Raw genomic sequence first — 25,042 nt, 5'->3', positions numbered from 1 at the left:
GTACGCGAACCCGAGCGCGCTGATACCGCCGCCGACCCCGGGAACCGCATTGTCGTACCAGTTCCCGGCCGTGTCGGAGTAGATCTCGTGCAGGGCGCCGTCCTCGACGGCCTCGATCACGCGGGTGTTGTCGGGCTTGACGTGGACCGCGACGGAACTGATGCCGCCTCCGACGCCGGGAACCGCGTTGTCGTGCCAGGTGCCCGTCCCGTCGACGTAGATCTCGTGCAGCACGCCGCCCTCGACCGCCTCGATCACCCGCTGCCCGGACGCGTTGTACGCGAACCCGAGCGCGCTGATACCGCCGCCGACCCCGGGAACCGCATTGTCGTACCAGTTCCCGGCCGTGTCGGAGTAGATCTCGTGCAGGGCACCGTTCTCCACCGCCTCGATCACCCGCTGGCCGGCGGCGTTGTAGGCGAACGCCACGGCGCCGATCCCGCCCGGCACACCCGGGACGGCACTGTCGTGCCAGCTCCCGGCGGAGTCGGTGTAAACCTCGTGCAGCGCGCCGCCCTCGACCGCCTCGATCACCCGGTTGTTCTTCGCCGGCGGCGCCGGGGTCGGAGCGGGGTCCGGGTAGGGGTTGCTGTGGTCCGTGGCCAGGCCGGTGCCGGGCGAGCAGGTCCAGGCGCGGGCGCCCTGGTCGGCGAGGATCTTCTCGGCGATCAGGATCTGCTGCCGCTCGGTCGCCAGGTCGGGCCGCGCCGCGTAGGCGACGCCGCCGTAGTAGCGCCAGTTGTAGAGCGATATCTGCAGGCCGCCGTAGTAGGTGTTGTGGGTGTTGATGCTCCAGTTGTTGCCGCTCTCGCACGCCGCGACCTTCTCCCAGGTCGCCACCGAGGCGGCCTGGGCCGGCCCCACCGCGCCGAGCGCGAGCGAGCCCACCGCCACGCCGATGGCGAGTGCGGTACGAGCGGCGGTGAACCTGGTGCGGCGACCGGACGGCGGCATGGCGAAGCATCCTTTGCAGGGCGGTGGAAGATGGAGTCGGGTGGTCAAAACCCTTGGTGTGTCGCCGTGTTGGGGTTTCCCTCACCGGCTGACGAGTACAAGCTTCGTCGCTCCGCGGCCCGCCCGGAATACCCGTCGGCTGGACGGAAGTGGCCCTGGCCGGTTCCGTTCACCGTGGGACGGAGGCTCCCCGAGTGGGACGGGGGCTTCCCGATCTCGTCACCGTCGTGTCACACCTGGCCGCCCGGGGAACCGGCGGCGGAGCAGCGGTGTGTACCGGGCAGGTGCCTGCGCTGGGCCGGCACCACTCCAGCCGTCAGGGGGCGTCATGCAGCACACGAAGTACGGAACGAAGACCCGCAGAGCCGCGGTTGCCGTGGTCTCGGCCGCCACGGTCGCCCTGCTCGCCACGGCGTGCGGGCCGGGCAACGACGAGCCCGCGGCCGCCGGAACGACCGCCGCGCCGGCCGCGACCGCCGCGACCAAGGCCCCGTCGACGGCGGCAACCGCCTCGACCGCGCCGAGCGCCGCCACGTCCGCGGCCCCCACCAAGAGCGGCACCACGCCGTCCGCGGCGCCGGCCACGGGCGCCGCGTCGGCGACCGCGGCAGCCCCGACCTGCGCGCCTGCCGAGCTGAACGTCGACGCCCACCAGGCGAAGCAGCGCCCCAACGGCACCGGGATCGGAGCGGCGATCATCGCGTTCACCAACACCTCCGGACACCCGTGCACGCTGGAGGGCTTCCCGACGGTGGCCGGGGCGGCCAACGGCTCCCCGGAGCACAACGCCCCACTCACCGTCACCCACACCGGCTCCGCCGCCCCGGTGCGGCTGGCCCCGGGCGGAAAGGCCTGGGTGAAGCTCACCTTCGTCCAGGTCCAGGGCGAGGCCGACGGCTACTGCGTCTCCGGCGCCACCCCGGTCGCCTACCCCACCCTCGTGGTGGGCCTGCCGGGCGGAGCGGGAGCACACCAGGTGGGCCTGGACGAGGGCCTCTTCGCCGAGTGCGACAACAAGGTGACCACCACCGCGCTGCTGGCCACCAGCCCGTCCTGACGAAGCCTCGCGGGACTGATCGTTCTCACGGTTACCGCCACCGCCCGGGTCCGGCCCCGCCCGCGGCGCGCGTCCGGCGACCACTCTGCCGTGGCCCCTGCGGGCCGTCAGCCGATTCGGCCCCACCGGCACCCGGCGTCGGATGTCGACCCGTCGGCCGACCTGGACACGCCCGAGCTAGACACTCCCGACGTAGGCGCGCAGGTCGGAGTGCCCGGTCGGCACCTTCCACCGACTCAGAGCGTCCATGACGCCGTACGGCCAGCCGGCGTCGTCCTGGTCGGCGACGAAGCGCACGACACGTTGCTGCACGTCACTCAGGTCTCCGAAGGACCGCGGCGGTTCGGCGGGTTCGCCCGGGAAGACCAACGTGAACAGCTTTTGTGCTGCGTAGTACCTGTCGTAGAACCCTTCGACGCCCGTGCGGTCGGCCAGGCCGACGAGCATGGCATCGACCGCTCGGAGCGTGGTGGCCTCGGACGTCTCGGCCAGGGCCATCACTGCGAGCCCGTGGTAGGAGCCGCTCAGGAACGACATGGTCTCGGTCTTCTCCGGCGCGCGGGCGACGACCTCGTTCAGCACGTCGACGACGGCCGGGTCGGCGATGCCGAACCGGGTCAGCGCGAAGGCGGAGGCCCAGCGCAGCTCGACAACAGGGCTGTCCAGATGGCTGTCGATGAAGGGGACGGCCGCCGGATCGCCGAGCAGCCCGAGGGCGACCACGCCCGTCGCCGCGGCGCCGGGCGAGGATTCCTCGGCGACGAACGCCTTCAACAGCGGAATTGACGTCGACGCGGACTCGGGGAACCACGCGAACAGGTTCGCCGTCTCGGCGCGCAGTTCAGGGCTGTTCGAGCTCAGCAGCACGGCAAGTGCGGGAAGAGCCTCCCGAACGGCTTCGTAGGAGAACACAACCGCTTCGGCGTCGATGAGCACCTGCTCGCAGCTCTCCTCGCGCTGCTTGCGTTGCTCGTCGTCCGCGGCTTCGGCGATCCACCGAGCCCAGTTGTCGGCTTCACCTCGCATCCTTGCCAGGTAGTCGCGGTCTTCCCGAGGGTCGTAGCCGTTCGGCAGGTAGTTGTTGTCCAGCCCGATCGCGATGGCAACCAGCAGGCGGACGAACCGATGTCTGTTGACCAATCTGGGGTCGAGCGCCATCCGCACGAGAAACGGAACGGTGTGCACCGCAGCCTGCGATCGCGTGCCCTGGTGCACGATCTTGTTCGCGAGCAGCGCGCTCGGCGGGTACGGGCCCTCCCGGTCCCCCGCCTGCATGGCCCGGAGATGTCCGGGGACATCGTCGGCCATGCCGTAGGAGTGCCGCAGTTGGGCCCAGGGCACATCATCCAGGCCGGCAAGTGGGTCGCGAGTCACAGCAGCAGATCCTGACACACCAGGAGTACGCCCTGCGATGCGACGTCCGATCAGACGATGGTCATGCGACCGCCCAGACTGCGAGGTGTCTCATACTGCCCAAGCGGTGGACCGTGGAGCGGCCCTTCGCCCACCTGATGCGAAGCCGTCGCCTCGTGCGGGACTTCGAACGCTCCACCACCAGCGTGGAGGCGATGGTCTACTGGTCGATGACGCTCCTCATGACCCGGCGCCCTGCCCGGCCACGGCCTTCGCGAGCGTGAACCGGCCCGGTGCCGGCTCGGCCGGCCACCCCCGCTGTCAGCCGCTTCGACTTCGACCGCAGGGCCTCCACCGGAGGAGAGGTCCCGGCCGGACGCGCCGAGGCGACGCTGTCGCAGCTCGTGGTACGTGAAGCGGGCTGGGCCGCGGTGCGCGGCCCAGCCCGTGGTGTTCCCCTCTCTCAGTCGACGCAGGGCACTCCGTTACCGGACTTCCCCGAGTTCCCGGTCGGGGCTGCGCTCGGGCCCTCGTCGCCCGGGCCGTTGTTGCTCGTGCCCTCGCTGGTGAGGATCTCCTTGGCCTTGCCTGGTTCGGCTACCAGCGTGTTCTCCTTCGGCTTTACGGGTAGCGTCGAGGCCGCCGCCTGCCCGTGGGCGAGCGCGGGCACCTGGCGGACGAAGTCCACCGGGCTCCACCCCTTGTCGACCACCAGGTCGTCCTTCAACGCGTCGTACAGCGCCCCCAGCTTTCCGGCGTCCTCCACCACACCGCCGTCGCGCAGCTTCTGCAGAACCCCCGCGAGGAAGGCCTGCGCTCGCCGGGTCCGTCCCAGGTCCGAGCCGTCGCCGACCCCGTGCCGTTGCCGGACGAAGGCCAGTGCCTGCGCGGGCCCGAGCTCCGAGCGCCCGGCGGGCAGCTTGGCTCCGCTCCACGAGTCGTCCACCGCGTGGTTCAGGCAGACCGGCACCCCGCCGACCGCCTGTGCGACCCGGTAGAACCCGGTCATCGAAACCTCCGCGAAGTGGTCCACCGGCACCCCCGTCAGCTCCTGTACTGACCGGATCAGTGCGGCCCGCCCGGCCTCCCGTCCCCGCCAGCGCAGTTCGGCTCCGGAGACCCCCTGGCCCGGCAGCCGAGTCAGCTCCGCAGTCTCGGCCTGCGAGTAGACCTGGTTGATGCTCATTTGCTTGCCGCCGCCCGCGTCGACCAGCACGTCCCGGGGAATCGACAGCTGACGCACCGCCCCCCCACCGGCCGGGATGTGCACCAGAACCACGGTGTCCGCGACGTCCACGTCGTCGGCCCCGGCGTGGAGTTCCCCGCGGCGCAGCTCGGCGGGCGCCGGCCGCCCCTGGGCGTCGGTCGTCGACCGCAGCCCGATCAGGAGAATGGTCACCCCGTGGTCGAGCGGCGCCGGCGCGCCCGCCGAGGAGGCGGCGGCCAGCGCCCCCGAGGTCCGCCCCGGCACTGCGGACGGGACGGGCAGCGCGCTCACCCCCGCCGCGACGGCCAGCGTCAGCCCGCCGGCCAGCAGCACCGTGCGCCGCCGTCCCCGCCTGCGCCGCCGTCCGGCCTCAAGTCCACCGTCCACCAGCCGGGCAGCCCCGTCCGCTCCGAGGTCGGCGCCGGCCTGTCCGAACACCGCGCTCAACCGCATCTCGAACTCCTCGTCCCCGCCGGTCACTTCACCACTCCACTCACCGAAGATCCGTCCATGACATCCGACTCGTCTCGCTCGCTCACGGTGCCACCAACTCCGCCAGGTCCGCCCCCAGCAGGGACCGCAGCCGGGCCAGCGCCCGGGTGCACCTGGTCCGAACCGCCGACGAACTGTCCTTGAGGATCGCCGCGGTCTCCTCCACGCTGCGGTCCTCCCAGTACCGGAGCACCACCACAGCCCTGTCCCGCGGCGGCAGCTGGGCCAGTGCGCCGACCAGAGCCATCCGCAGCGCCGCGTCCCGCTCGTGCGCCGACACCTCCGGTAGCACCTGGCTGGGCCGCTCGCCACTGCTGCGCCTGCGCTGGTGCGTCAGGAACGCCCGGACCAGCACCGTCTGCGCGTACCCCGCCGCGTTGTCGATCCGCCCGGCCCAACTCGGCCGGTAGAGCCGGTGCCACTGCGCGTACATCTGGCCCAGGGTCTCCTGCACCAGGTCCTCGGCCAAGTGCGCGTCGCCTCCGGTCAGGAAGTACGCCGACCGGTAGAGCGGCCCGGATCGGGCCGTCGCGAACGCGACGAACTCCTCCTCCATGGCCGCCCGCCGTCGAGCTTTGCCCACTGTCCTCTCCTGTCCCCTCGCGATATCCGCCCTATGACGTCGTGAGGGCAGCAGGATGTTTCAAAGAAATATTCGACGGGCCGGATCAGGCCTCTCCGGTGGGGCGGTCGTACGGCGGAGGAGCCGGGCCGTCCGGGGGAGCCGCTGTGTGCGGGCCCGGCCATGGCCTTCGCGAGCGTGAACCGGCCCGGTGCCGGCTCGGCCAGCCACCCCCGCGCTGTCAGCCGCTTCGACTTCGACCGCAGGGCCTCCACCTCCGCGGGCACCGGGTCCAGGCCAGCCCCGCACGCCACATCGACACCACCGACTTCGGCTTCGCCGCCCCCGAAGATGCAGGCAGAGCCGGCGGTTCACCGCGATCCGACGGCTCCTCGGCGGCATCCGGGCCGGCACCGTCGCCTCCGCCCGGGGACAGCACCTCGTCGACACGCGAACGGGCAATGACCCACTCGTTCCACTCCCACTCGGCCACGACCAGCTCGGCCTGGATACGGTCCGCTTCCTCCCGAAGGTCGTCCACACGACGGCGAGCACTCAGCTCACGCTCTTCCAGCAACCCCATGCCTGAACAGCGGAAACGCAGACCTCACGCCCGGAAAGACAACAGCCACTTACCGCCAAGTCATTGGCTGGGCTTGCACTGGCAGTTGTGCACCACTGGCAGTTGTGCACCGCTGTCAGCAGGCTGTCAGCACGAACCAGCGGTGCCCGGAAGGTGAGAACCCTTGCTCCTTATGACTGGCAGTGTCGTCATCTGCTTATGGCTGATCCTCTTTGCCTGGGTCGGCTGGCGGCGGCGCAGGTATGGCGGCGGCGGAGCATCCACTGCTGAGGTATGGGGCGAGCTCTTCCATCCGTCACAGCAGCACGTGCAACAGGAGCGGGAACGCAAACTTGTCCTCCGGGACGACGCCGAATCCGGTGCACCCCCCAGTTCGGTTGACCTCGACTCCGGCAAGGCGGTTATCCGCCCCACGCAGAAGGCCACGAGCAGGTACGACGCGACGTAACGGTTCGTTACGTCGCCATCTGCCCGTGCACGGCTGCCAGGCGTTCTCGGTTTCTACTCCAGCAGCTTTTTCCTGGTGCAGTAACGTGCCAACGCCCCCTGGAAATGACCAGCTGCCGCAGAGCAGGACAACCGGAGGACCATCCATGCCCCGAGAGGCGCCGTACCTCGCAGTAGCCGACGTGCTGCGCCTGCGGATTCTCGCCGGGGAGTGGAGGATCGGCGAGCGCCTGCCGTCCCGGGCACGGCTTGCCGTGGAGTACGGGGTCGGACGCAACGTCATACAGCGGGCCATGGACCGCTTGATCATCGAGGGTCTCCTGGAAGGCCGCGCCGGCTCGGGCACGTACGTCCGCACACCGAGAGAGCGCCTCCGGCTGGTCCGCTCGCGGCACCGCGAACGGACCAGCCGGGAGGGATCTCTCCCCCGGCAGGACAGGCGGGAGCGGGGCAGGGCCGACGCCTGGGATTCGCACAGCCAGGTCCGCGTCCCCGCCCCCGGGCCAATCGCCGAGCGGCTCGCCATCAGCCCCGGGGCCCTCTGCGTCTGTACACAGTACGAGTTCCTCGCCGACGGGCAACCTGTCCAGCTTTCCGAATCCTGGGAGCCGATGGCGATCACGGACGGAACGCCGATCGTGCTGCCCGAGACGGGGCCCCTGGCGGGTAAGGGGGTGGTCGAGCGCATGCGTTCCATCGGCGTGGTCGTCTCGACTGTGGTCGAGGTGCCGCGCCCGGCCCGTGCCACCCCGGTGCAGGCGAACCTCCTGGGGATCAGCGCGGGAGACCTCGTGCTACAGATCGAGCGGACCATCTTCGACACGGACGGACGTCCGGTGGAAACGGCCGACATGGTCATTCCGGACATGCGCCGGGAAGTGGTCTACGAGTTCGGAGTCGATCGTCCGTAGTCGTTGCAGCCATGAGTAGAGACATCGAAAATTCGACAGCGGGGTATTCCATGGCGAAATCCTCCCGGCTCGGCCTCTTACGCAATCGAGACTTCGGGCGATTGTCTGCCGCCACTGCGCTCGGCCAGTTGGGCGACCGCATCATCTTTCTGGCCTTGCCTCTGGCTGCCATTGCGGCATTGCATGTCGACGAGTTCCAGGTGGGCTTACTGACCGCGATGACTTCGGCAGGATCGCTCCTGGTCGGGTTGCCGGCAGGCGCGTGGGTGGACCGCATGCGGAAGCGATCGGTGATGATCAGCACTGATCTTGCTCGCGCGCTGTTCCTCTTGACGGTTCCGGTGGCATGGTGGGCGGGCCTTCTCACCATCTGGTGGCTCTATGCAGTCGCGTTGGTCCACGGAGTCTTGACCGTTTTCTTCGATGTCGCGTACGTCAGCTATCTCCCGCACCTGGTGGGACGCGGCAATCTCGTGGAAGGAAACTCAAAACTGTCGGCCATACGCTCGGTGACCGGTATCAGCGGGCCGACGGTGGCGGGGCCACTGGTCGGCCTGGTCGGAGCTCCTGCAACGCTTTTGGCGAGTTCGGCCGGGATGGCCATGTCGGGGCTGCTCGCGATGACCATCCGGAAACGCGAAGAGAAGCCTGAACCGAGTGAGAATCCTCAATTGTCTCGCGAGATCAAGGAGGGGCTGAAGTTCGTCGCCACGTACCCCACCCTCCGTTCGATCATGCTGGCGGACGCGGTATTCAACCTCTTCCTGGTCATGTATCAGACCATGTTGCTGGTTTTTCTGGAGCGGGAGATCGGTCTCCAGTCCTTCGGTATCGGCCTCATTTTCTCGGGGATGGGTTGTGGCGCCTTGCTGGGCGCGCTGTTGGCCACCAGGGTCTCCGAGCGGGTCGGGCAAGGTCCGGTCATCTGGCTGGCGTCGCTGGTCACCTGTCCGTTGACCGCGCTCATGCCGTTGGCGCGAGCGGGTTGGAGCGTGTACGTGGCTGCGATCGGACTCGCGGCTCTGTCACTGGGTGGAGTCGTCCGGGTGGTGGCTCAGTCAAGCTTCCAGCAGGCCCTGACGCCGGATCGGCTTCTGGGTCGGATGAGCGCAACAGCTCGGTTTGTTTCCTGGGGTGGCATTCCTCTCGGTGGGCTTCTGGGTGGAGCCTCGGGCTCTGTGTTCGGAGCGGCAGGCACTTTGTGGATCGGTGCAGCGGGTATGACGCTGAGTGTCCTGCCCAACTTCCTGTCGCCGCTTCGGACAATGCGCACGTTGCCCACGGAGAAGGCCCCCGAGTTCGCGCGTTGAGGTGTCGCCGATGGCTGACAGACAAGCGCGTACGACCTGTGGGGCCAAGGGGTCTTCACTCGGTTGCTGTCGCTCTTGAGCTGAACGGGGTGAACCGGCTCGGCCTGCTGCGGACGGGTCCGCAGCAGGCCGCCGGCGGGCGCAGGCCCACGGGGGCCTATCGGGCCCCGGCTTCGGCCCCGGCTTCGGCTTCGGCCCCGGCTTCGGCGGCTGTGGGGATAGCAGCGGGGTGCGCTGTCGTACGGTCGTCGCCCTCGGAGTGGTCGTCGCCCTCGATGTCGAGGTGTGGCAGCAGGCGGTCGAGCCAGCCGGGCAGCCACCAGTTGCCGTCGCCGAGCAGGACCATGGTGGAGGGCACCAGCAGGCCGCGGACGATGGTCGCGTCGAGGGCCACGGCGGTCGCCAGGCCGATGCCGAACATCTTGACGATCGGGTCGTCGGACAGCAGGTAGCTCAGGAAGACCGCGACCATGATGAGGGCCGCCGAGCTGATGATCCGTCCGGTGCCGGCGAGGCCGGCGACCACCGCGCGACGGTTGTCGCGCTCGCGCAGGTAGTTCTCGCGCACGGCGCTCAGCAGGAACACCTCGTAGTCCATCGAGAGGCCGAAGAGCACCGCGAACATCAGCAGGGGCACGTAGCCGGGGATCGGCACGGCGCCCTCCAGGCCGATCAGCCGGGCGCCCCAGCCGTGCTGGAAGACGGCGGTGAGCACGCCGTACGCGGCGGCGACCGACACCAGGTTCATCACGGCCGCCTTCAGCGCCACGATCGGCGAGCGGAAGGCCAGCAGCAGGAGCAGGCCCGCGACGGTCAGGACGAAGCCGACGACGAGCGGCATCCGCTGCGCGATCCGGGCGTTGAGGTCGGCCTGGGCCGCCGGGGTGCCGCCGACGTGCAGTACCTGCCCGCTACCGGCCGCGCCTGCGGCAGCGACCGCGGCGGGCAGGACGTCGGAACGCAGTCGCCGGACGAGCGCCGAGGTGGCGGGGTCGGACGGGGCGGTGGTCGGGGTGACCTGCCAGCGGACGGTACGGCCGTCGGCAGCCACCACGGGCGGGCTGACGGTAGCAACGCCCTCGGCGCCGCGCAGGGCGGTGGTCACGGCCGCCAGGCGCGGGTCGGCGCTCCCGGCCGTGCCTTGCGCCGAGGTGCCCTGTGCCGAGGTGCCCTGTGCCGGGGTGCCCTGTGCCGGGGTCGGCAGGACGTCGACGACCTGGAGCACCCCGTTGGCGCCCGGCCCGAAGGCCGCGGCCATCCGGTCGTAGGCGGTGCGGCTCATGGTGCCGCCGGCCTTGCTGCCGGCGTCGAGCTGGCCGAGGTGGAGGCCGGCCGCGGGGGCGGCCAGGGTGCCGAGCAGGGCGAGGCCGGCCAGCAGCAGGGGCCACGGCCTGGCCGCGACGAGGGCGGCGATCCGCCCCCAGCCGCGCGGGCGCCCGGCCGGGGCAGCGGCGGCGGGCTTGGGCGTCAGCCGCTTGCCCAGCAGGACGAGGACGGCGGGCAGCAGGGTGAGGTTCACGCCCAGCGCCGTCACCACCGCGATCGCAGGGGCGAGGGCCAGGGCGTAGAGCAGCGGGAGCCCGCCCAGGGCGAGACCGGCGAGCGCCGCGACGACGGCGCTGCCCGCGAAGGCGACGGACTTGCCGGAGCCGGCGGTGGTGCGTACGGCCGCGTCCTCGATCCCGATCCCGGCGGCACGCAGGTCGCGGAAGCGGGTGAGCCCGAAGAGCGTGTAGTCGATGCCGACGCCCAGGCCGATCATGGCGGCGATGGTCTCGCCGGCCTGGGGGACGTCCATCAGGTGTCCGACCAGGCCGAGGACGGGCAGGGCGATGCCGAGGCCGATGATCCCGGCGAGCAGCGGGAGTCCGGCGGCCACCAGGCTGCCGAGGGTGAGGGTGAGGATCAGCAGGGCGGTTCCGAGGCCGATGGCCTCGCTGTGGCCGGTGCTGCCCTTGTCGACCGCCGCGGCGAGGAATCCGCCCGGGGTGACCTCGATGCCGGCGGCGGTGGCCGGCGCCGCCGCGGCCAGGACGGCGGAGGTGATCCCGGGCGTCACCTCCCGTCCGGTGACGTCGAGTTCGACCGAGAGGTAGGCGGTGTGGCCGTCGGCGCTCATCGCCCCTGCTGCGGCGCCGGCTCCGGCTGCTGCACCGGCTCCGGCTCCGGCTGCCCCGCCGGCCGGGTCGTAGGGCGTGGTGACGGCGACCACGTGCGGCACCGCGGCCACCGCCTTCGCCGCCGCCCGGACCGCCGCGACCGCGTCGGGGGCGGTGAGCGCGGCGGCGTCGGCCGGGGTGTGCAGCAGGACCGGCTGCTTGCCGGAGGCCGAGCCGGGGAAGGCGCGGTCGCCGATGTCCCGCGCGGCCTGGCTGTCGCTGCCGGGGATCGAGACGGCCTCGCTGGTGACGCGCCCGAACACCCCGACGGCGGTAAGCACGGCTGCCAGCAACAGCAGCCAGGCCGCGACGACGCGCTTGGGTCTACGGGCGCACCAGCGCCCCACCGTGGTGAACATCTGCGGCGAACGGCCCTTTCGTACGCGGCGGGTGACGTCTGCGTGACGCCTCGCGCCCCCGCCAAACTAGTTGCACTGGCAGTGCAACGCGTACACTTGCACTCGCAGTGCAAAAATGTCAACGAGAGGCGAGCGGGCGAAGGGAGCCCACGTGAAACGGACCGGAGACGCCCAGCCCCCCACCCCCACCACCGACGGGCGCACGGAACGCGGACGGCAGACCCGCGAGAAGATCGCCGACGCGATGCTGTCGCTGCTCGACGAGGGCCAGGCGCACTTCCCCGCCGACAAGGTCGCCGAACGCGCCGGCGTCTCCCGCCGACTGGTGTTCCACCACTTCGCGGACATGACGCAACTGGCCGAGGTCGCCGTCGACCGACGCCTCGCCCAGCTCGCCGCCCAGATCAGGCCGGTCCCCACCGACGGGCCGCGGGAGCTGCGGGTGGCGGCCGTCGCCGAGCAGCGCGCCCGCATCCTGGAGGGCCTCACCCCGGCCCGGCTCGCCATCATGCGGCTGGAGAACCCGTCCGCCCGGGTCCAGGAGGCCGTCCAGCAGATGCTGGACTTCGCCCGCCAACGCCTCGCCCAGATCTTCGCCCTCGAACTCGACCCCCTCCCCGAGCCCACCCGCACCGACCTCCTCAACGGCCTGGACGCGGTGACCACCTGGAGCGCCTGGCACCACTGGCGCAGCACCGGCCTGAGCCCCGACCAGGCCCGCCACACCATGGCCGCCACGGTGCACACGCTCCTCGCCGGCGCAGCGGGCATCGGAAGGACGGCCGAACAGCACGGTTGAGGCCCCGGGCGGGCAAGATCATCGCTCAGCACCGCTTCCGGGACCGTGCTCATTCTGGTGATCCGGGAGATCACCGCCGCCCAGAGCAGGCAGCTCGCCGCCTGATCAGCCGGCGGTTCCGGTGGCACGGCCGAAGCGGCGCCGGTACGCGGACGGGGCGAGCCCGGTCTCGCGGCGCATCAGGGCGCGCAGATTGGCGGCGGTGCCGAGCCCGCTCCGCCGGGCGACCGTCTCGAAGTGGTACTCGCCCCGCTCGATCAGCCGACAGGCCAGCGCGAGGCGTTCCCGGGTCAGCCATGCCAGCGGCGTCGTACCCAGCTGCGCGCGGAAGCGGCGGTGCAGCGTCGCCTGGCTGACCGATGCGCGCGCCGCCAGCTCGGCGACCGTCAGCGGCGTGTCCAGCCGCTCCTGTGCCCAGACCAGGACGGGCGCGAGGGAGTCGTCCGGGATGTCGGGCACGGGACGCTCGATGAACTGCCGTTGCCCGCCGTCCCGGTTCGCCGCGAAGACCAGTCGGCGGCTGACTGCGTTGGCGACCTCCGCACCGTGGTCCCGGCGGACGATGTACAGCCCGAGGTCGAGCGCGGCCGCACTGCCCGCGGCGGTGAGGATGTCCCCGTCGTCGACGAACAGCACGTCCTCCTCGAGGCGCACCAACGGAAACCGCTCCCGGAACGACGCGGCCCACTGCCAGTGCGCGGTGGCCCGCCGCCCGTCGAGCACCCCGGCCTCGGCGAGGGTGAAGGCGCCGCTGCAGAACCCGACCAGCCTGGCACCACGGGCGTGCGCCCGCCGGATCGCGTCCAGCACCGCCCGGCGGCGGGGCACGTGGACGTCGGGCCGGTTGGGGACGATCAAGGTGTCCGCCGAGTCGGCCGCCTCCAGTCCGAGGACTCCCGTGAGCGTGAAGAAGCCGTCCCGCATCGGCGTGCTCGGCTCCGGCGAGCAGAGCCGGAAGTCGTACAGATCGCGGCCGATCTCGGGTCTGCGCAGGCCGAAGACCTCGGTCGCGCAGCCGAGTTCGAAGGGGTTCGAGTTCTGGTCCACGATCACGACGACCCGGTGAGGGACGGCCGTAGAACCGGAGGCAGCGTGCGAGGAATCTTGCGGCATATGCGATTCCTAGCAGTCGCGGGGCCGTGCCCGACAGGCGAGGATCCGTCCATGAGCAACGAACCCGTCTCCCTCAGCGCGGCCCTGGCCTCCTTCGACGCACTGTGGAGCCCCCGCATCGTCACCCGCGTCAACGACTACGACGTCCGCATCGCCAAGGTCGAGGGCGAACACCTCTGGCACGCCCACGACGACACCGACGAGTTCTTCCTCGTCCTCGACGGGGAGTTGCACATCTCCCTGCGCGAGCCGACCGGAGAGCGCACGGTCCGGCTCCCTCAGGGAGCGGTCTTCACCGTCCCGCGGGGCACCGAGCACAAGCCCTCCGCCCCGACCGGCGCCGCCATCCTCATGTTCGAGCCCACCGGCACCCCGACCGTCGGCGACCGCCACGAACGGATCCCCGACCACATCGACGCGACAACGGGGCAGCCACTCAGCACCTGAAACCCTGCGGCCCGGCCCGGCCCGACCTGCTGGATTGCCGGCGCCCCGGCCGGCGGCAGCCGGTCGGCACCGGCCGAGACGTGCTCGGCGGGGCGACGGGGGATGAACACACCCCCGTCGCAGGGTGGGCCGACCGGCTGCGGGTGGTTACTTGAGCGGGGTGCCGCCCGAGTTGTGGTACGCGATCGTCTTGTTGATCAGGTTTCCGCCGTCGGACTCGACCGTGGTCTGTTCCTGCTGCCCCGCGCCGAACAGGAGGGCGGCGACGTGCGAGTTCGCCACCTGGTCCAGGTGCGAGAAGAACCAGTCGACCTTGTCGTCCTTGTAGTGGCCGTAGGTGTTGTTCTGCGCGCTGTTGCCCAGGGGGATCTGCCACAGGACCACCGGCTTGCCCACCGACTCGGCCATCGTCTTGTAGAACCCGAGCGCGGCAAAGGCCTTCTGGTCGTTCCAGAAGGTGTCACGGCCGCCGTGGGCGGGCAGCGCGTACCAGCCCGCGTCGCGGTCCGTCACGTCGGTGACCAGGAAGTCGGCGTTCTTCGCCCCGAGGTCTGCGTAGTCCTTGACGCACTGCAGCGTGTTCTGCTGCCAGTCGAAGCAGGACAGGTGCATTCCCGCGCCGGTGTTCGGCGCGTACTTGTGCGCCATCGAGATCAGGCACTGGGCCAGACCGGCGGCGCTGTTCTCCTGCGACCCGCAGTCGGTCGGGTTCGCGGCCTTGACCTGCGCGGCGACCTGGTGCGGGTTGCCGAGCGACCGGACGTAGCCCCAGAAGTCGGGCTCGATGTCGATCATGTCCTGCGAGTTGCCGATCTTCTGGAGGAAGAAGCGGTAGTCGTTCAGGTAGCGGGTGAGCAGGTCCGCCCTGTTGATGGCCTTGACCTCGCCCGGGCCGTCGCCCTCGCCCGCCGCGTCTCCGAGGTCGCGCAGCGAGTACCAGGTCCAGAAGTTCTTCTGCGGGCGCGGCTTGCCCTGGTAGGTGGCCTTGGCCTGGTGCTCGTCGCCCCAGGTCACGTAGAAGCCGGGCGCGGTGGTGTCACCGGTCCAGCAGCCCCACCAGCCCGACCACGAGGCCTTGCAGCGCGAGGCCGTGTAGTAGTCCGAGGAGGGTGCGGGCTGGCTGTGCACGTAGGCGTACCGCACGTCGAACGGCGCGGCGTTCGCCGAGGTGTCGTCCATCGAGCCGCCGACGAGCACCGTGCTGCTGCCCATGAAGCGCTTCGCCGAGCTGCCGCCCGACGTGCCGGGCGTGCCGGGCGTGCCGGGCGTGGTGGGCGTGGTGCTGCCGCCGGAGTTCCCTGCGTTCCCGGTGCCGCCGGTGCCACCGGAGCCACCCGCCGGGACGAGCTGCCACTGCTGGTTGGCGCCGTTCCAGTCGTGGTACTGGGCGATGCGGCCCCCGTCGGCCTTGGCGTTGAGCGGGACTTCGACGGCCTTGCCGCTGAAGCGGTTGATCAGACGGACGTAGCCGTCCGAGGACTTCTCCAGGTGGAACTGCTGGTTGGTGCCGTTCAGGTCGCGCCACTGCACCAGCTCGGAGCCTTCGGTCTTCGACCAGTTGTAGTCGTCCAGCACCTTGCCGGAATTCCGGTTCTGCAGCCGGTAGTTCCCGTCGCCCGAGTCGAGGAACTTCCACTGCTGGTTGGCCGCGCCGGTGCGGCTCCACTGCGCCAGCGGAGCACCGTCGTTGGTGGCGTAGCCGAAGTCGTCCAGCGCCTCGCCGGTGCTGCGGTTGACCAGCACGTACCAGGCGTTCGTGTCCACGGTTCCCGCGGAGGCCGTGTTGACCACGACCACGGAGCCGCCCACGACCGCCAGGCCGACGGCCGCCCAGAAACTCCGACGCTGGTACACCCGACGGCGACGATGCGTCTGCCGCCGCCCCGGATCGGCCGAGCGGAGCGACGCGAGACCCCGGCGGACGCGGCCGCCGGGCGACGCCTCCGGCGACGTGGATGGGCGAGCGAACATGTCGGTGCTCTCTTTCACTCGTTGCCTCTTGACCAGACCTCCTGTCCGGACACCACCCAGTTGTCGCCGCCGCCGGAAAGGTTGCCCCGCGCCGCGAAGATTTTTCGGGCACCGCGCGCCGGCCGGGGCGAAACGGACGCCACGTCACCCACCGCCCGCTCAGTCCTTCAGCATCACCAACGGCAGGCCGCTGTCGCTCCACGCGCCGCCCGTCTCGTCGACCTGGTAGCGGTCGGCCTCCAGGTCCGCGGCGAAGCCCTCCAGGAACTCCCGCAGGCCGGCGGTCTCGTACCGGGCCCGCCAGCCCTCGTGCGACCAGTCGATGACCTGACCGCGACGCTCGGGAGTCGGCGGATCCAGATCGATGCAGATCACGTCACCGTTGCCGATCCCGATGAAGGGGATCCACCCGGCGGACCAGGAGATGTCCCGGCGGATCACGCCGTCCTCCGCCCGCTCGTCCCAAGGCGGGTCCCCGGCGTCAACGGCCCGCTCACGCCAGTCGTCCGCCATCTCGCCGAGCGAGTAGAGCGCGGCGTGCTGACCGATCAGGACGCCCGGCAGACCGTCGTGGCAGCGGTAGGAGTCCCTGACGTCCTGCGGAAGCTCCACCCCCATCACGGCCTCCACTGCCGCGATCTCCTCCTCGGTGGCACCGGGCGGCATCGCGGCCAGCACCCCCGGGACGATCCGCCCGAGCACGGTCTCGATCCGCGCCCACAGCTCCTGCATCGGGGATCCCCTCCGTCGTCACGAGGACCGGAACCTAACACCGGCCACTGACGATTGCCCGGTCGGCCGTCTCCTCGGCGGGGCCGCGCCGGGCGGTCGGTCAGGCCAGTGGCACCCGGGCCAGGGCGGCTCGGACGGTGGTGGCGAGGTCGGGGACGTGGACGCCGAGGTTGCGGAGGTGGCGGGCGGTCTGCGTCACCGGGAGGTCGACGCGGCGGGCGATGCGGACGAGTTGGGCGAGCGGCATCGGCGGGTCCGTGGGGTGCGGCAGCGCCCCGTCGTCGGCGGTGAGCAGGCGCAGGGCCTCGCGCTGGGTGAGGTCCGCAGGGAGGTCGTCGTGGGACACCCGCAGACCGTAGGAGCGCAGCCGGGCCGCCAGTTCCCGGGGGCGTCGGCCCAGGTCGCGGGCGGCGGTGACCAGGACGAAGAACGGGATCTCGTCGTCCGGGCTGAGCGGGAACCACCAGACGTCGTCCAGGTTCTCCATGGTGCTGTCGATCAGGTCGTCGTAGCGGAACAGCTCGCGATCGAGCTCGGTCGGGCGTGCCGGCAGGACCATGCCCGTCCTGATCCCGTAGGCGGCCAGCCGGTTGGTCAGCGTCCGCAGGCTCAGTCCCAGGCGCTCGGCCACCTCCATGAGCTGGTGGAAGCTCGGCGCACGGTCCGTGCGGAAGGGCGACCAGTCGACGTCCCAGCGACCGGCGAGCAGCTCGAAGTCGTCGGGCGACTCCGGGCAGGCCGCCGGCGGCGGCAGGGTGAAGCCGAGCCACTCGTACTCGTCCCGCACCTCGTCGGCGGACAGGCCCTGCCATCCCTGGGCGGCCACCAGTTGCCAGGGCGGAAGCGGCCCGACGGCGCTCGCCCAGGGCCACTTGCCGTCGTGGTCCCGGCTCAGCCAGGTGACGTACGTCTGGTCGACCTGCTCCGGGAAGTCGAACGGCTCCACGACCAGGCCGTAGTGTTCGAGCCGCCGCCGCACCTCCGCCGGGCTCAGTCCCGTCCGCAGGGCGGCCTGGGCGACGTGGCCGGGAGGCACCGGCCCCTTGGCCCAGATGTCGCTGTACTCGCCGATCTCGCCGTCGCGGTGCAGCAGTTGGAGGTCGGCCTCGTCCGGCATCCCCTCCGGCAGCTCGTCCGGCACGACGGGCAGGCCGTAGGACCGCAGGCGCGCCGCCGCCTGCACCGCGCTCACCCCGAGCGCCTCGGCGATCTCCAGGAGGTCGCCGACCGTCGCGAACGAGCGGCGGTGACCGTAGCGCTGGTCGAGCCAGGTCATGTCCGAGCCGTCCGACTCGTCCGGGAACGGGGAGTCGGCGCGAATGGTGAGGTCGTCGGCTCCGAACAGCAGTCGCCGTCGCGCCGGGCCGGCCGGACCGCAGCCGAGCCGGCGCGCGACACCGAACACGTCCGACCGCCTGGTGTGCCCGAACCCGCCGCGGTTCCCGGTGAGCACTTCCAGATCGGACGGCCGGGCCCTGACGACCTGGCGCGGCTCGGTCAGTTCCGGGACGAGTTCGGCGAGTTCACGCGACAGATCGGTGCCCTCGTGCGCGAGCATCCGCCACAGCAGCAGGTGGTCCGGGAGCGAGAGGAGCGGCCCGTCCGTCGATCGTGGCATGCGGCGGTTGGACGCCAGCAGGCCGTCGAGGATGTCCTGGTCCAGCAGGAAACAGCCGGCCGTCGCGGGAAGCGGCGGACGGCCGCGCTCACCGAACCCGCGCCCCGCCGCGAAGGCCGCCTCCGCCACCAGGTCCGCCGTTCGCGGGCTGCTCTTGGCGACGTCCCTCATCCACCCCAGGGTGACGAACTGCGCCCCGCTCGTCACCAGGCTCGGCGCCGCTGCCGCCAGCAGCTTCTCGACCTGGGCGGACACGTCGTCCAGGACGGTGAGGCGGTCGGTGCTGAGGTGGCGCGGGGCGTGGTCCCCGCTCAGGTTCACCACGACGCCCCGGAGCCCCGACAGCACCCCGACCTTGCGTCCGGGTTCGGTCCGGAGGCCGTCGACCAGCAGCTGGCCGCCGTCCTTGCACCAGATGACCTGCACGCCCGGCGGGCTGTCCGGCCATTCGACCAGGTCGTCGTCCCAGTCGTCGTCCCGGTCGTCGTCCCGGTCGGTGGGCCGGTCGGTGGGCCGGCCGGTGGGCCGGCCCGTACCCGAGGGCTCGTAGACGCCGGGCTCCCACGCCTTCCGCCGCCCGCCGTGCTCCGCCGTCGTGACGAACTCGGCGATGCGCAGCACCCCGTCCAGCGCGTCCAGGCCCGACCAGGTGCGGCGCCGCTCCCGCAGGTAGAGCCGCACGCGGGTGCCGGGCCCGCTCCCCCGTTCCTCCTGCTCGACGATCCGGAACAGGTGGTTCGGCCCGAGGATGTGGGCCTCGACCAGCGGGCCGGGCACGCCGTCCAGGCCCATCCGGCGGGAGGTGACCCGGATCTCGTCGGCGAGCATGAAGTAGGACAGCACCCCGATCCCGAACCGGCTGTTGGGGTGCAGCCGCACCGGGGGTTCCACCCGCGCCCACTCCGCCCGTTCCAGCAGGAAGTCGGGCTGTTCGGCGAACCGGTGGCCGGCGTGGGAGAACACGCCGCGCAGCTCCGCCTCGCCCATGCCGATCCCGTCGTCCGCGCACTCCAGGTACTCGCGGCCGTCCTCGTCCACCCCCTGGACGATGTCGATCCGGCCCTGGTACGGGTGGAAGGGGCGGCCGGAGCGCTCCAGGTACTCGGTCCTGGCCCGCCGGTAGCGGCACGCGTCGAGGGCGTTCTGGTAGAGCTCGCGCACGGCGAGGTCGCGGTCCTTGTAGAGCTGGGTGCCGGTCAGCAGGCCGCGCACCCGGCGGTCGTCGAGCCGGAACCGCGCACCGCTGGTGAAGGTCCCCGGCGCCGGGACCACGCCGTCGGCGGAGATCCGCGCGGGCAGCGGCGGCATCGGCTGGGTGATCCGGTCGGGGACGACGCGCCCGACCGCGAGGAGCAGACCGTCCAGCCGTTCGGTGTGCTCACGCAGGGCCTCCACGACGGCCTCGTGCTCGCAGACCGCCTTGAGGACGGGCAGTTCGGGTGACCCGCCCCAGGCCATCCCCGCCAGGGTCCGCCGGACCCCGGCCAGGTCGACGGCGTTCGGGACACCGGTGTGCTCGACCACCGTCTCGGGGAGGACGGCCGGTTCGATCGCGGCGCCGTACGCGACGGCCAGCAGCAGGCTCGCCCGCCGCTCCCGGATCCGCTGCCGTCCGGGGCCGGGCAGGAGTTCGTCGGCTTCGAGCTGGCCGAGGTGTTCGGGGTGGCAGATGTCCGCGCCGATCCGCAGACCGGCCAGGAGCCTGGCGAGCCGCCGCAGGCTCAGGGCCTCGGTCAGCGGGCCGCTCGCCGCGGCGAGCTCGGTCGCGAGGTCGGCGAGGACGTCCGCGCCCTTCTCCTCCTCGGCGAGCCAGCGGTGGTACAGCCACCAGCCGATCACCGGCGCGGCCTCCGGCCGCAGTTCGGCCCGGTTCAGCAGCAGGTCGTGACCGGCCAGGAACGACTGGTACCCGGCGCGCCGACCGGTCGCACCGGGCCGCAGGCGCAGGTCGCCCGGGTCGGCCTCCAGCCGGGAGGCCGCCAGCAGGAGTTGGTGGGTCTGGTAGAGGTAGGGCAGCAGCACGAGCAGCCCGGCCTCGGCCGGGTAGAGGTCGAGGGCGCCGTCGGGCTCCCCGAGCAGCCACTCCACCCGGTCCGCGAACCGCGCCGCGAACCCGGGGTCGGCCCACGGATCGCCGCCGCCCCGCTGCTCTCCAATCCGCTGCTCGGCGATCCGCTGCTCGGCGGTGTCCCGGAGATCGGCCAGCCGCTGCGCCAGCCGTACCGCGTGCCGGCGGTGGGGCTCGGCGTCGCGCGGGGCCGCGTGCGCCCACACGCCCGACTCCAGCACGGCCCTGGCCCACGGCTCACTCGGCGGGGCGGGCTCGGCGGGCGCCTGCACCGTGACGGAACCGGCCTGGATCACCGTCGCCTCGTACGTCCCCCCGTTGATGGCGTTCGTGAACACGTGCCGATCCACCCGCTGCCCTCCCCAGTCACTGCGTGCGCAAAGTGTAGGGGGCGGGCGCCGCCCGGTTGTCGTACAAGCGGGTGCCGGTGGGGAGGGTGGCTGCGGTGGTCGCGGTCAGCGGCCGGTGAGGGTGGCCGTCTCGGCGGCGTAGAGCAGGGCCGGGTCGAATCCCATGCCGGTGAAGTGGCCGGCGAGTTCGAGGGACAGGACGCCGTGCAGGCGGGTCCAGACGGTCAGGGCGTGGCGCAGCGCCGAGGGTGGGGCGGGGTGGTCGCCGGCCCAGGCGCTGTGCTCGGCGAGGTGTGCGTCGAGGCGTTCGTCGAGGCGTTCGTCGTCAGTTGTCGCGCCGGCGGCAGTGCAGGCGTCGAGGAGGACGGCCATGATCTCGCCGGCGATCCCGGTGGTGTCCTCCGGGGCCTGGTAGCCGGGTACGGGCGTGCCGTAGACGAGCAGGTAGCGCTGGGGGTCGTCGAGGGCCCATCGGCGCAGGGCGTGGGCCAGGTCGGCGAGGTCGCCGTCGGCCCGGGCGGAGGCGAGGAAGGCGTCGGCGAGGCTGCGGTAGGCGTCCCGGACGAGCTCGGTGATCAGCTGGTCGCGGTTGGCGAAGTAGCGGTAGAGCGCGGGACCGCTCAGGCCCATCTGCTTGGCGATGGCGTTGAGAGAGAGGGCGGAGGCGCCGGCGGTGGCGATCTGCTCCCACGCGTGCTTCTTGATCTCCTCCCGCACCTGGGCGCGGTAGCGCTCCCGGGGAGTTGTCGCGTTCCCCGTGTTCTCCGCGTTCGTCTCGGCCACGTCTGCCTCCGGCCCTCTCGACGGCTCCGTCCACCTTTCAGTTAGAGGCTATCACTCTCCTTCTTGACTCTCACTGAAGCCGAGCGTTATAACTTCTAACGAAAACAACAACCTCTACGAAAGGGGCGGTCATGGAGACCGACCGCATGGTCCAGGTCGTTCTGCCCGGCGTTGTCGAGCCAGAGGGCCTGGAGATCCGCCACGGACGCGTACCGCAGGCCGGCGATGGGCAGATCGTGATCGCGATGGAGGCGAGCGGCGTCTCGTTCGCCGAGCAGCAGATGCGCCGGGGCCGGTACTACGACCAGCCGCCGTTCCCGTTCGTCCCCGGCTACGACCTGGTCGGCCGGGTGCTGACCACCGGACCGGGCGTCGACCCGGCCCTGACCGGGCGACGGGTGGCCGCCCTGGTGAAGGTCGGCGGCTGGTCCAGCCACGTGGTGCTGGACGCGGCGGACGCGGTCGAGGTCCCGGACGGGCTCGGCGCGGCCGAGGCGGAGACCGTCGTGGTCAACGGCATCACCGCCTGGCAGATGCTGCACCGGCAGGCGCGGGTACGGGCCGGGCAGACCGTCCTGGTGCACGGCGCCAGCGGCGGGGTCGGCTCCGTCCTGGTCCAGCTCGCCCAGGCGGCCGGCGCGAAGGTCATCGGCACCGCGTCCGCCCGGCACCACGACGCACTGCGCGAACGCGGGGTGACCCCGGTCGACTACCGCGCCGGGAACGTCGCGGCCCGGGTCCGGCAGCTGGCACCCGGCGGGGTGGACGCCGTCTTCGACCACGTCGGCGGCCGCAGCGTCATCGACTCCTGGCACCTGCTCGCCCCCGGCGGCACGCTCATCGCCTACGGCAGCGCCTCCACCCGCGACGACACCGGCTCCAAGCAGTGGCCGGTGCTGAAGATCCTCGCCCGCACCTGGCTCTGGAACACCCTGCCCAACGGTCGCCGCGCCCACTTCTACAACATCTGGGCCGGCCGCGCCCTCAACAAGGACCGTTTCCGCGCCCGCCTGCGCGCCGACCTCACCCAGGTGTTCTCCGCCCTCGGCCACGGCGACATCTCCGCCCCCATCGCCGCCCGCCTCCCCCTCACCCAGGCCGCCGAAGCCCTGCGCCTCGCGGAGTCGGGCACCGTCACGGGCAAGATCGTCCTGACTCCGTGACCGGTGACGCCCCGGTCCCACCTCCCGTCAGCCCGCAGCCCAGCGCCCAGAATTTTCCGCGGAAAATCCGCCGGCTGGGCCGGGCCGGGCTGGACGCGGACGAAGGCTCAAGCTCAAGCTCAGGCTCAGTGTGACCAGTGGGCGTCTTCGAGGTCGGGCTGGAGGGTTGAGGTGGGCCGGGCGGAGTTCGGGACGTACTCGACGTCGTCGGCCCGGATCGACATGGTGAGGGTGAGGGTCTGGTCGGGTCCCGGTACGAGGGTGACGTAGACGCTGATTCCCCGGGGGCCGTCGGCGCTGAAGTTGTAGTCCGGGCCCTTCTCCGGCTCGCGGGGAGTCCAGATCGACCCGTTCTGCTTGTAGCCGAGCAGGCGCCAGTTGGTCTCGATGCCGTTCTTCAGTTCCCAGCGGTGGGCGGCGCTGATCCGGGTGCGGGCAGTGAGCCGGCGGTCGACGAAGGACAGCTTGCTCGGCTCGCCGTCCGCACGCCGCTCGTGCTGCTCGACGGTGTAGCCGGTTTCGCCCAGCTCCAGGCCCGGACTCAGACCGTAGAGCGTGTCGTGGAGAGCCTGCTCGCCGCGTTCCCGGAACTCGGTAGCGGTAAGGCTGATGTGCTCGGGCCCGCGCTTGGACGAGGACGAGTCGTCGAGGCTGATGTACCACCACACGCCCATGTTGAACACCAACAGCACCAGGGGCAGGACGGCGAGACCCACCACAACCCCCAAGCAGCCCTTGGCCCACCCCTTGCCGGACACGCCTACCCCTTCTCCGTCCCACTCCGTCCCGCCACCGTAGGCGCGCGGCCCGGACCGACACCTGAGTACCCGTACTCAAACGAGTACCGGCCTCCCCCATGGCATCTGGGCACGAACGGTCAGGAGTCTGCGGCTGATCTCGGGCATCGCCGCATGTGAGCACCGTCGTCAGTCGTCCTGCACGGTGTATCCCAGTGCGCGGGCCTGCTCGGCGACGGTCTCGAAGTTCTCGGTGGACGAGAGCGCGGAAACCGTCCGGCGGTCGAGCGGGGCACCCTTCAGCACGGACGCCACCGCCTCCCGGTCGACGGACCGCTCGTAGGAGTCCTCGGTGAAGCTCACGAACGCCTGCACGCCGTCGGCGTCGGTGAGGAGATCGAAGAGCCAGTCGGCCCCGTCCCTCTCGTCCTCGGCGAACTCGACCGGTCCGCACTGCCACGCCGCCGCGCCCGTCTCGCGCCAGGCGCACACGGTCGCGTCGAAGAAGCCGTCCAGCTGGAACTCCGGCGCCTGCGCGTACTGGGCGAGTGAGGCGGGCAGACCGTCGAGCAGGCCCGGCCAGTGCGCACGCTCGTCCTCCCGCCACGGAGTCGCGTCGCTCTCGTGGTCGAACCCGTAGAGGAACACCCCGGCCGGGTCGAAGACAACCGCGTACTGGTCCCCCGATCCACTCTCCATGAGGGCAAGATCGACACCCGGACGCCAGTCGGTCACGAAGCTATGGCTCGGGGCGTACCGGCCGGAGACGATCGACTCCAGCAGCGCTATCGCCCGGCAGCGGGCGCGCAGCTCGTGCGGTGCAGGCAGGGCGGCGACGAGTTCGTGAACGGTCATGGCGCACACTCAACAGCACGCCGCTGACATCCGACCTGCCTGCGGGCGCGGGAAGGAGGAGCACGTCCCGGATCACCCGGCCGAAGTCGGTGGCTGACCCCCGCGGGTGCGGGGAGGAGTTCGTCATTTCGTGTCCCTCGTGCAGATACAGAGGCTGACCCCCGCGGGTGCGGGGAGGAGGCTTTCTGACCTGCGGCGGAGTACGACCTTTGCTGTTTCTTGACCTTCCGGGTGGTCGTGTCGCTGAGAAACAGTCCGCCGCTGTCAGCGGTACCAGGTGCGGATGGCGGTGGCCGCTTCGCGGACGTCGGTGTGGCCGTCGCGGATGCGGGTGGCGAGGTCGACGGCCTGCTTGGGCTCGGCGGTGACGATGACGCCGGAGGCGCTGAGGTAGGAGGCTGCGACGACGGCGGCGAAGTGCTCGTTGGCGAATTCCAGGGCCGGGACGCGGATCAGCTGGTGCATGAGGGCGGCGGCGCGCTGGTGCGCACCCGCGTACACCGGAACGTCCAGGACCTCGTCGAGGTGGCGAGCGACTGCGGCCGCGAGGGTGCCGTAGTCGGTGACGTCCGGGTCGGCTGGCAGGAACTGGTGGGCGATGTCGAGCAGCCAGGTCCGGTCGATCCGCAGGATCACGCCGCGTCCGCCGTGGCGCCGCGGGTGGTCTGCGGGTAGGGACCGAACTCGGCCTCGAACGCCGGCGCCCACGCCTGGGAGAAGTGGGCCGCTGCGGTGAGGAACCGCTCGCGCTGCTCGTCCGCCTCCTCGGCCAGCACCTTGCGCGCGTAGTCGGGCAAGCTCATCCCCGCAGCTTCCGCACGCTGCTCAAGGGCCTCGTGCACGGCGTCGTCCAGTCGCACGTTCAACTGCTTCATGCCGCGAGCGTAGCGATCGGTAGCAGGCGCTACAAGGGCTGGCTGAAAGACTTGGCATGCGATACTCCTGGATTCGTAGGAGCGCGCGCGGCGGTCTCTCGTGCAAAAGAAGTCCCGCCGCTCGCGAGTTGTGATTC

The 25,042-nt window shown here is 71.3% G+C and carries 21 protein-coding genes and 1 pseudogene; 7 read left to right on the top strand and 15 right to left on the bottom strand.

Annotation, left to right across the window (positions count from 1 at the left end; all coding sequences use genetic code 11):
- A partial coding sequence (locus ABTY15_RS34730; protein WP_350604731.1) for a transglycosylase family protein occupies nucleotides 1–954 on the bottom strand: 954 nt, incomplete at its 3' end.
- Nucleotides 955–1,282: 328 nt separating this feature from the next.
- Between ABTY15_RS34730 and ABTY15_RS34725 the strand changes: the two genes are divergently transcribed.
- Nucleotides 1,283–2,011: a DUF4232 domain-containing protein gene (locus tag ABTY15_RS34725; protein ID WP_350604730.1), complete on the top strand. Its 729-nt coding sequence runs from the start codon at nucleotides 1,283–1,285 to the stop codon at nucleotides 2,009–2,011.
- Between the two features lie 177 nt (nucleotides 2,012–2,188).
- Here the strand turns inward: ABTY15_RS34725 and ABTY15_RS34720 are convergent, their stop codons facing one another.
- The 4 genes and pseudogenes from ABTY15_RS34720 to ABTY15_RS34705 all read right to left on the bottom strand — a co-directional run.
- The gene (locus ABTY15_RS34720; RefSeq protein ID WP_350604727.1) at nucleotides 2,189–3,385 is read right to left on the bottom strand and encodes a HEAT repeat domain-containing protein; all 1,197 of its coding nucleotides are present in this window, start codon (nucleotides 3,383–3,385) and stop codon (nucleotides 2,189–2,191) included.
- Between the two features lie 442 nt (nucleotides 3,386–3,827).
- Entirely contained in the window at nucleotides 3,828–5,051 is a 1,224-nt protein-coding gene (locus ABTY15_RS34715; RefSeq protein WP_350604726.1) for an LCP family protein, read from the bottom strand.
- Nucleotides 5,052–5,106: 55 nt separating this feature from the next.
- A complete protein-coding gene (locus ABTY15_RS34710) occupies nucleotides 5,107–5,619 on the bottom strand; it encodes a SigE family RNA polymerase sigma factor (RefSeq protein WP_350604724.1) in 513 nt (170 codons plus the stop codon).
- 179 nt (nucleotides 5,620–5,798) lie between these two features.
- Nucleotides 5,799–6,208: pseudogene (locus ABTY15_RS34705) on the bottom strand (hypothetical protein); the annotation flags it as partial.
- A gap of 172 nt (nucleotides 6,209–6,380) precedes the next feature.
- On the opposite strand from ABTY15_RS34705, the gene ABTY15_RS34700 reads away from it, so the two are divergent.
- The 3 genes from ABTY15_RS34700 to ABTY15_RS34690 all read left to right on the top strand — a co-directional run bounded on the left by ABTY15_RS34700 (nucleotide 6,381) and on the right by ABTY15_RS34690 (nucleotide 8,876).
- On the top strand, nucleotides 6,381–6,656 hold the full coding sequence (locus tag ABTY15_RS34700; protein WP_350604721.1) for a DUF6191 domain-containing protein: 276 nt from the start codon (nucleotides 6,381–6,383) through the stop codon (nucleotides 6,654–6,656).
- A gap of 145 nt (nucleotides 6,657–6,801) precedes the next feature.
- Entirely contained in the window at nucleotides 6,802–7,566 is a 765-nt protein-coding gene (locus ABTY15_RS34695) for a GntR family transcriptional regulator (protein WP_350604719.1), read from the top strand.
- 11 nt (nucleotides 7,567–7,577) lie between these two features.
- Complete coding sequence (locus tag ABTY15_RS34690; RefSeq protein ID WP_350604718.1) at nucleotides 7,578–8,876, top strand: MFS transporter; 1,299 nt, start codon at nucleotides 7,578–7,580, stop codon at nucleotides 8,874–8,876.
- 157 nt (nucleotides 8,877–9,033) lie between these two features.
- On the opposite strand, the gene ABTY15_RS34685 is transcribed toward ABTY15_RS34690, so the two are convergent.
- A complete protein-coding gene (locus tag ABTY15_RS34685) occupies nucleotides 9,034–11,394 on the bottom strand; it encodes an MMPL family transporter (protein WP_350604717.1) in 2,361 nt (786 codons plus the stop codon).
- A gap of 151 nt (nucleotides 11,395–11,545) precedes the next feature.
- Here ABTY15_RS34685 and ABTY15_RS34680 point away from each other — a divergent pair, with 151 nt between their 5' ends.
- Nucleotides 11,546–12,193, top strand: coding sequence for a TetR/AcrR family transcriptional regulator (locus ABTY15_RS34680; protein WP_350604715.1), 648 nt, complete (start codon nucleotides 11,546–11,548; stop codon nucleotides 12,191–12,193).
- Nucleotides 12,194–12,298: 105 nt separating this feature from the next.
- On the opposite strand, the gene ABTY15_RS34675 is transcribed toward ABTY15_RS34680, so the two are convergent.
- Nucleotides 12,299–13,306, bottom strand: coding sequence for a GlxA family transcriptional regulator (locus tag ABTY15_RS34675; protein ID WP_350604713.1), 1,008 nt, complete (start codon nucleotides 13,304–13,306; stop codon nucleotides 12,299–12,301).
- A gap of 51 nt (nucleotides 13,307–13,357) precedes the next feature.
- On the opposite strand from ABTY15_RS34675, the gene ABTY15_RS34670 reads away from it, so the two are divergent.
- Nucleotides 13,358–13,753 (top strand): cupin domain-containing protein, encoded by a 396-nt coding sequence (locus ABTY15_RS34670; RefSeq protein WP_350604711.1) that lies wholly within the window; start codon nucleotides 13,358–13,360, stop codon nucleotides 13,751–13,753.
- A 147-nt stretch (nucleotides 13,754–13,900) separates the two neighbouring features.
- Here the strand turns inward: ABTY15_RS34670 and ABTY15_RS34665 are convergent, their stop codons facing one another.
- From ABTY15_RS34665 to ABTY15_RS34650, 4 genes are all read right to left on the bottom strand, one after another.
- Nucleotides 13,901–15,607: an RICIN domain-containing protein gene (locus tag ABTY15_RS34665; RefSeq protein WP_350604709.1), complete on the bottom strand. Its 1,707-nt coding sequence runs from the start codon at nucleotides 15,605–15,607 to the stop codon at nucleotides 13,901–13,903.
- A gap of 276 nt (nucleotides 15,608–15,883) precedes the next feature.
- On the bottom strand, nucleotides 15,884–16,456 hold the full coding sequence (locus ABTY15_RS34660) for an SMI1/KNR4 family protein (RefSeq protein WP_350604706.1): 573 nt from the start codon (nucleotides 16,454–16,456) through the stop codon (nucleotides 15,884–15,886).
- Between the two features lie 100 nt (nucleotides 16,457–16,556).
- Entirely contained in the window at nucleotides 16,557–20,480 is a 3,924-nt protein-coding gene (locus ABTY15_RS34655) for a wHTH domain-containing protein (RefSeq protein WP_350604704.1), read from the bottom strand.
- Nucleotides 20,481–20,597: 117 nt separating this feature from the next.
- On the bottom strand, nucleotides 20,598–21,275 hold the full coding sequence (locus ABTY15_RS34650; RefSeq protein WP_350604701.1) for a TetR/AcrR family transcriptional regulator: 678 nt from the start codon (nucleotides 21,273–21,275) through the stop codon (nucleotides 20,598–20,600).
- 131 nt (nucleotides 21,276–21,406) lie between these two features.
- Here ABTY15_RS34650 and ABTY15_RS34645 point away from each other — a divergent pair, with 131 nt between their 5' ends.
- The gene (locus ABTY15_RS34645) at nucleotides 21,407–22,438 is read left to right on the top strand and encodes a medium chain dehydrogenase/reductase family protein (RefSeq protein ID WP_350604699.1); all 1,032 of its coding nucleotides are present in this window, start codon (nucleotides 21,407–21,409) and stop codon (nucleotides 22,436–22,438) included.
- Between the two features lie 125 nt (nucleotides 22,439–22,563).
- Here the strand turns inward: ABTY15_RS34645 and ABTY15_RS34640 are convergent, their stop codons facing one another.
- The 4 genes from ABTY15_RS34640 to ABTY15_RS34625 all read right to left on the bottom strand — a co-directional run bounded on the left by ABTY15_RS34640 (nucleotide 22,564) and on the right by ABTY15_RS34625 (nucleotide 24,905).
- On the bottom strand, nucleotides 22,564–23,196 hold the full coding sequence (locus ABTY15_RS34640; RefSeq protein ID WP_350604697.1) for a hypothetical protein: 633 nt from the start codon (nucleotides 23,194–23,196) through the stop codon (nucleotides 22,564–22,566).
- 168 nt (nucleotides 23,197–23,364) lie between these two features.
- The gene (locus ABTY15_RS34635; RefSeq protein ID WP_350604695.1) at nucleotides 23,365–24,030 is read right to left on the bottom strand and encodes a hypothetical protein; all 666 of its coding nucleotides are present in this window, start codon (nucleotides 24,028–24,030) and stop codon (nucleotides 23,365–23,367) included.
- Between the two features lie 264 nt (nucleotides 24,031–24,294).
- Entirely contained in the window at nucleotides 24,295–24,666 is a 372-nt protein-coding gene (locus ABTY15_RS34630) for a fic family toxin-antitoxin system, toxin component (RefSeq protein ID WP_350604693.1), read from the bottom strand.
- Complete coding sequence (locus ABTY15_RS34625) at nucleotides 24,663–24,905, bottom strand: plasmid mobilization protein (RefSeq protein WP_350604691.1); 243 nt, start codon at nucleotides 24,903–24,905, stop codon at nucleotides 24,663–24,665. Before ABTY15_RS34625 ends, ABTY15_RS34630 begins: the two co-directional genes overlap by 4 nt.
- Nucleotides 24,906–25,042: the final 137 nt, after the last annotated feature.

The sequence above is a fragment of the Kitasatospora sp. NPDC097643 genome (assembly GCF_040302625.1).
In the GTDB taxonomy this organism is placed as follows: Bacteria; Actinomycetota; Actinomycetes; order Streptomycetales; family Streptomycetaceae; genus Kitasatospora.
This window is presented reverse-complemented; position numbering and strand designations above follow the sequence as displayed.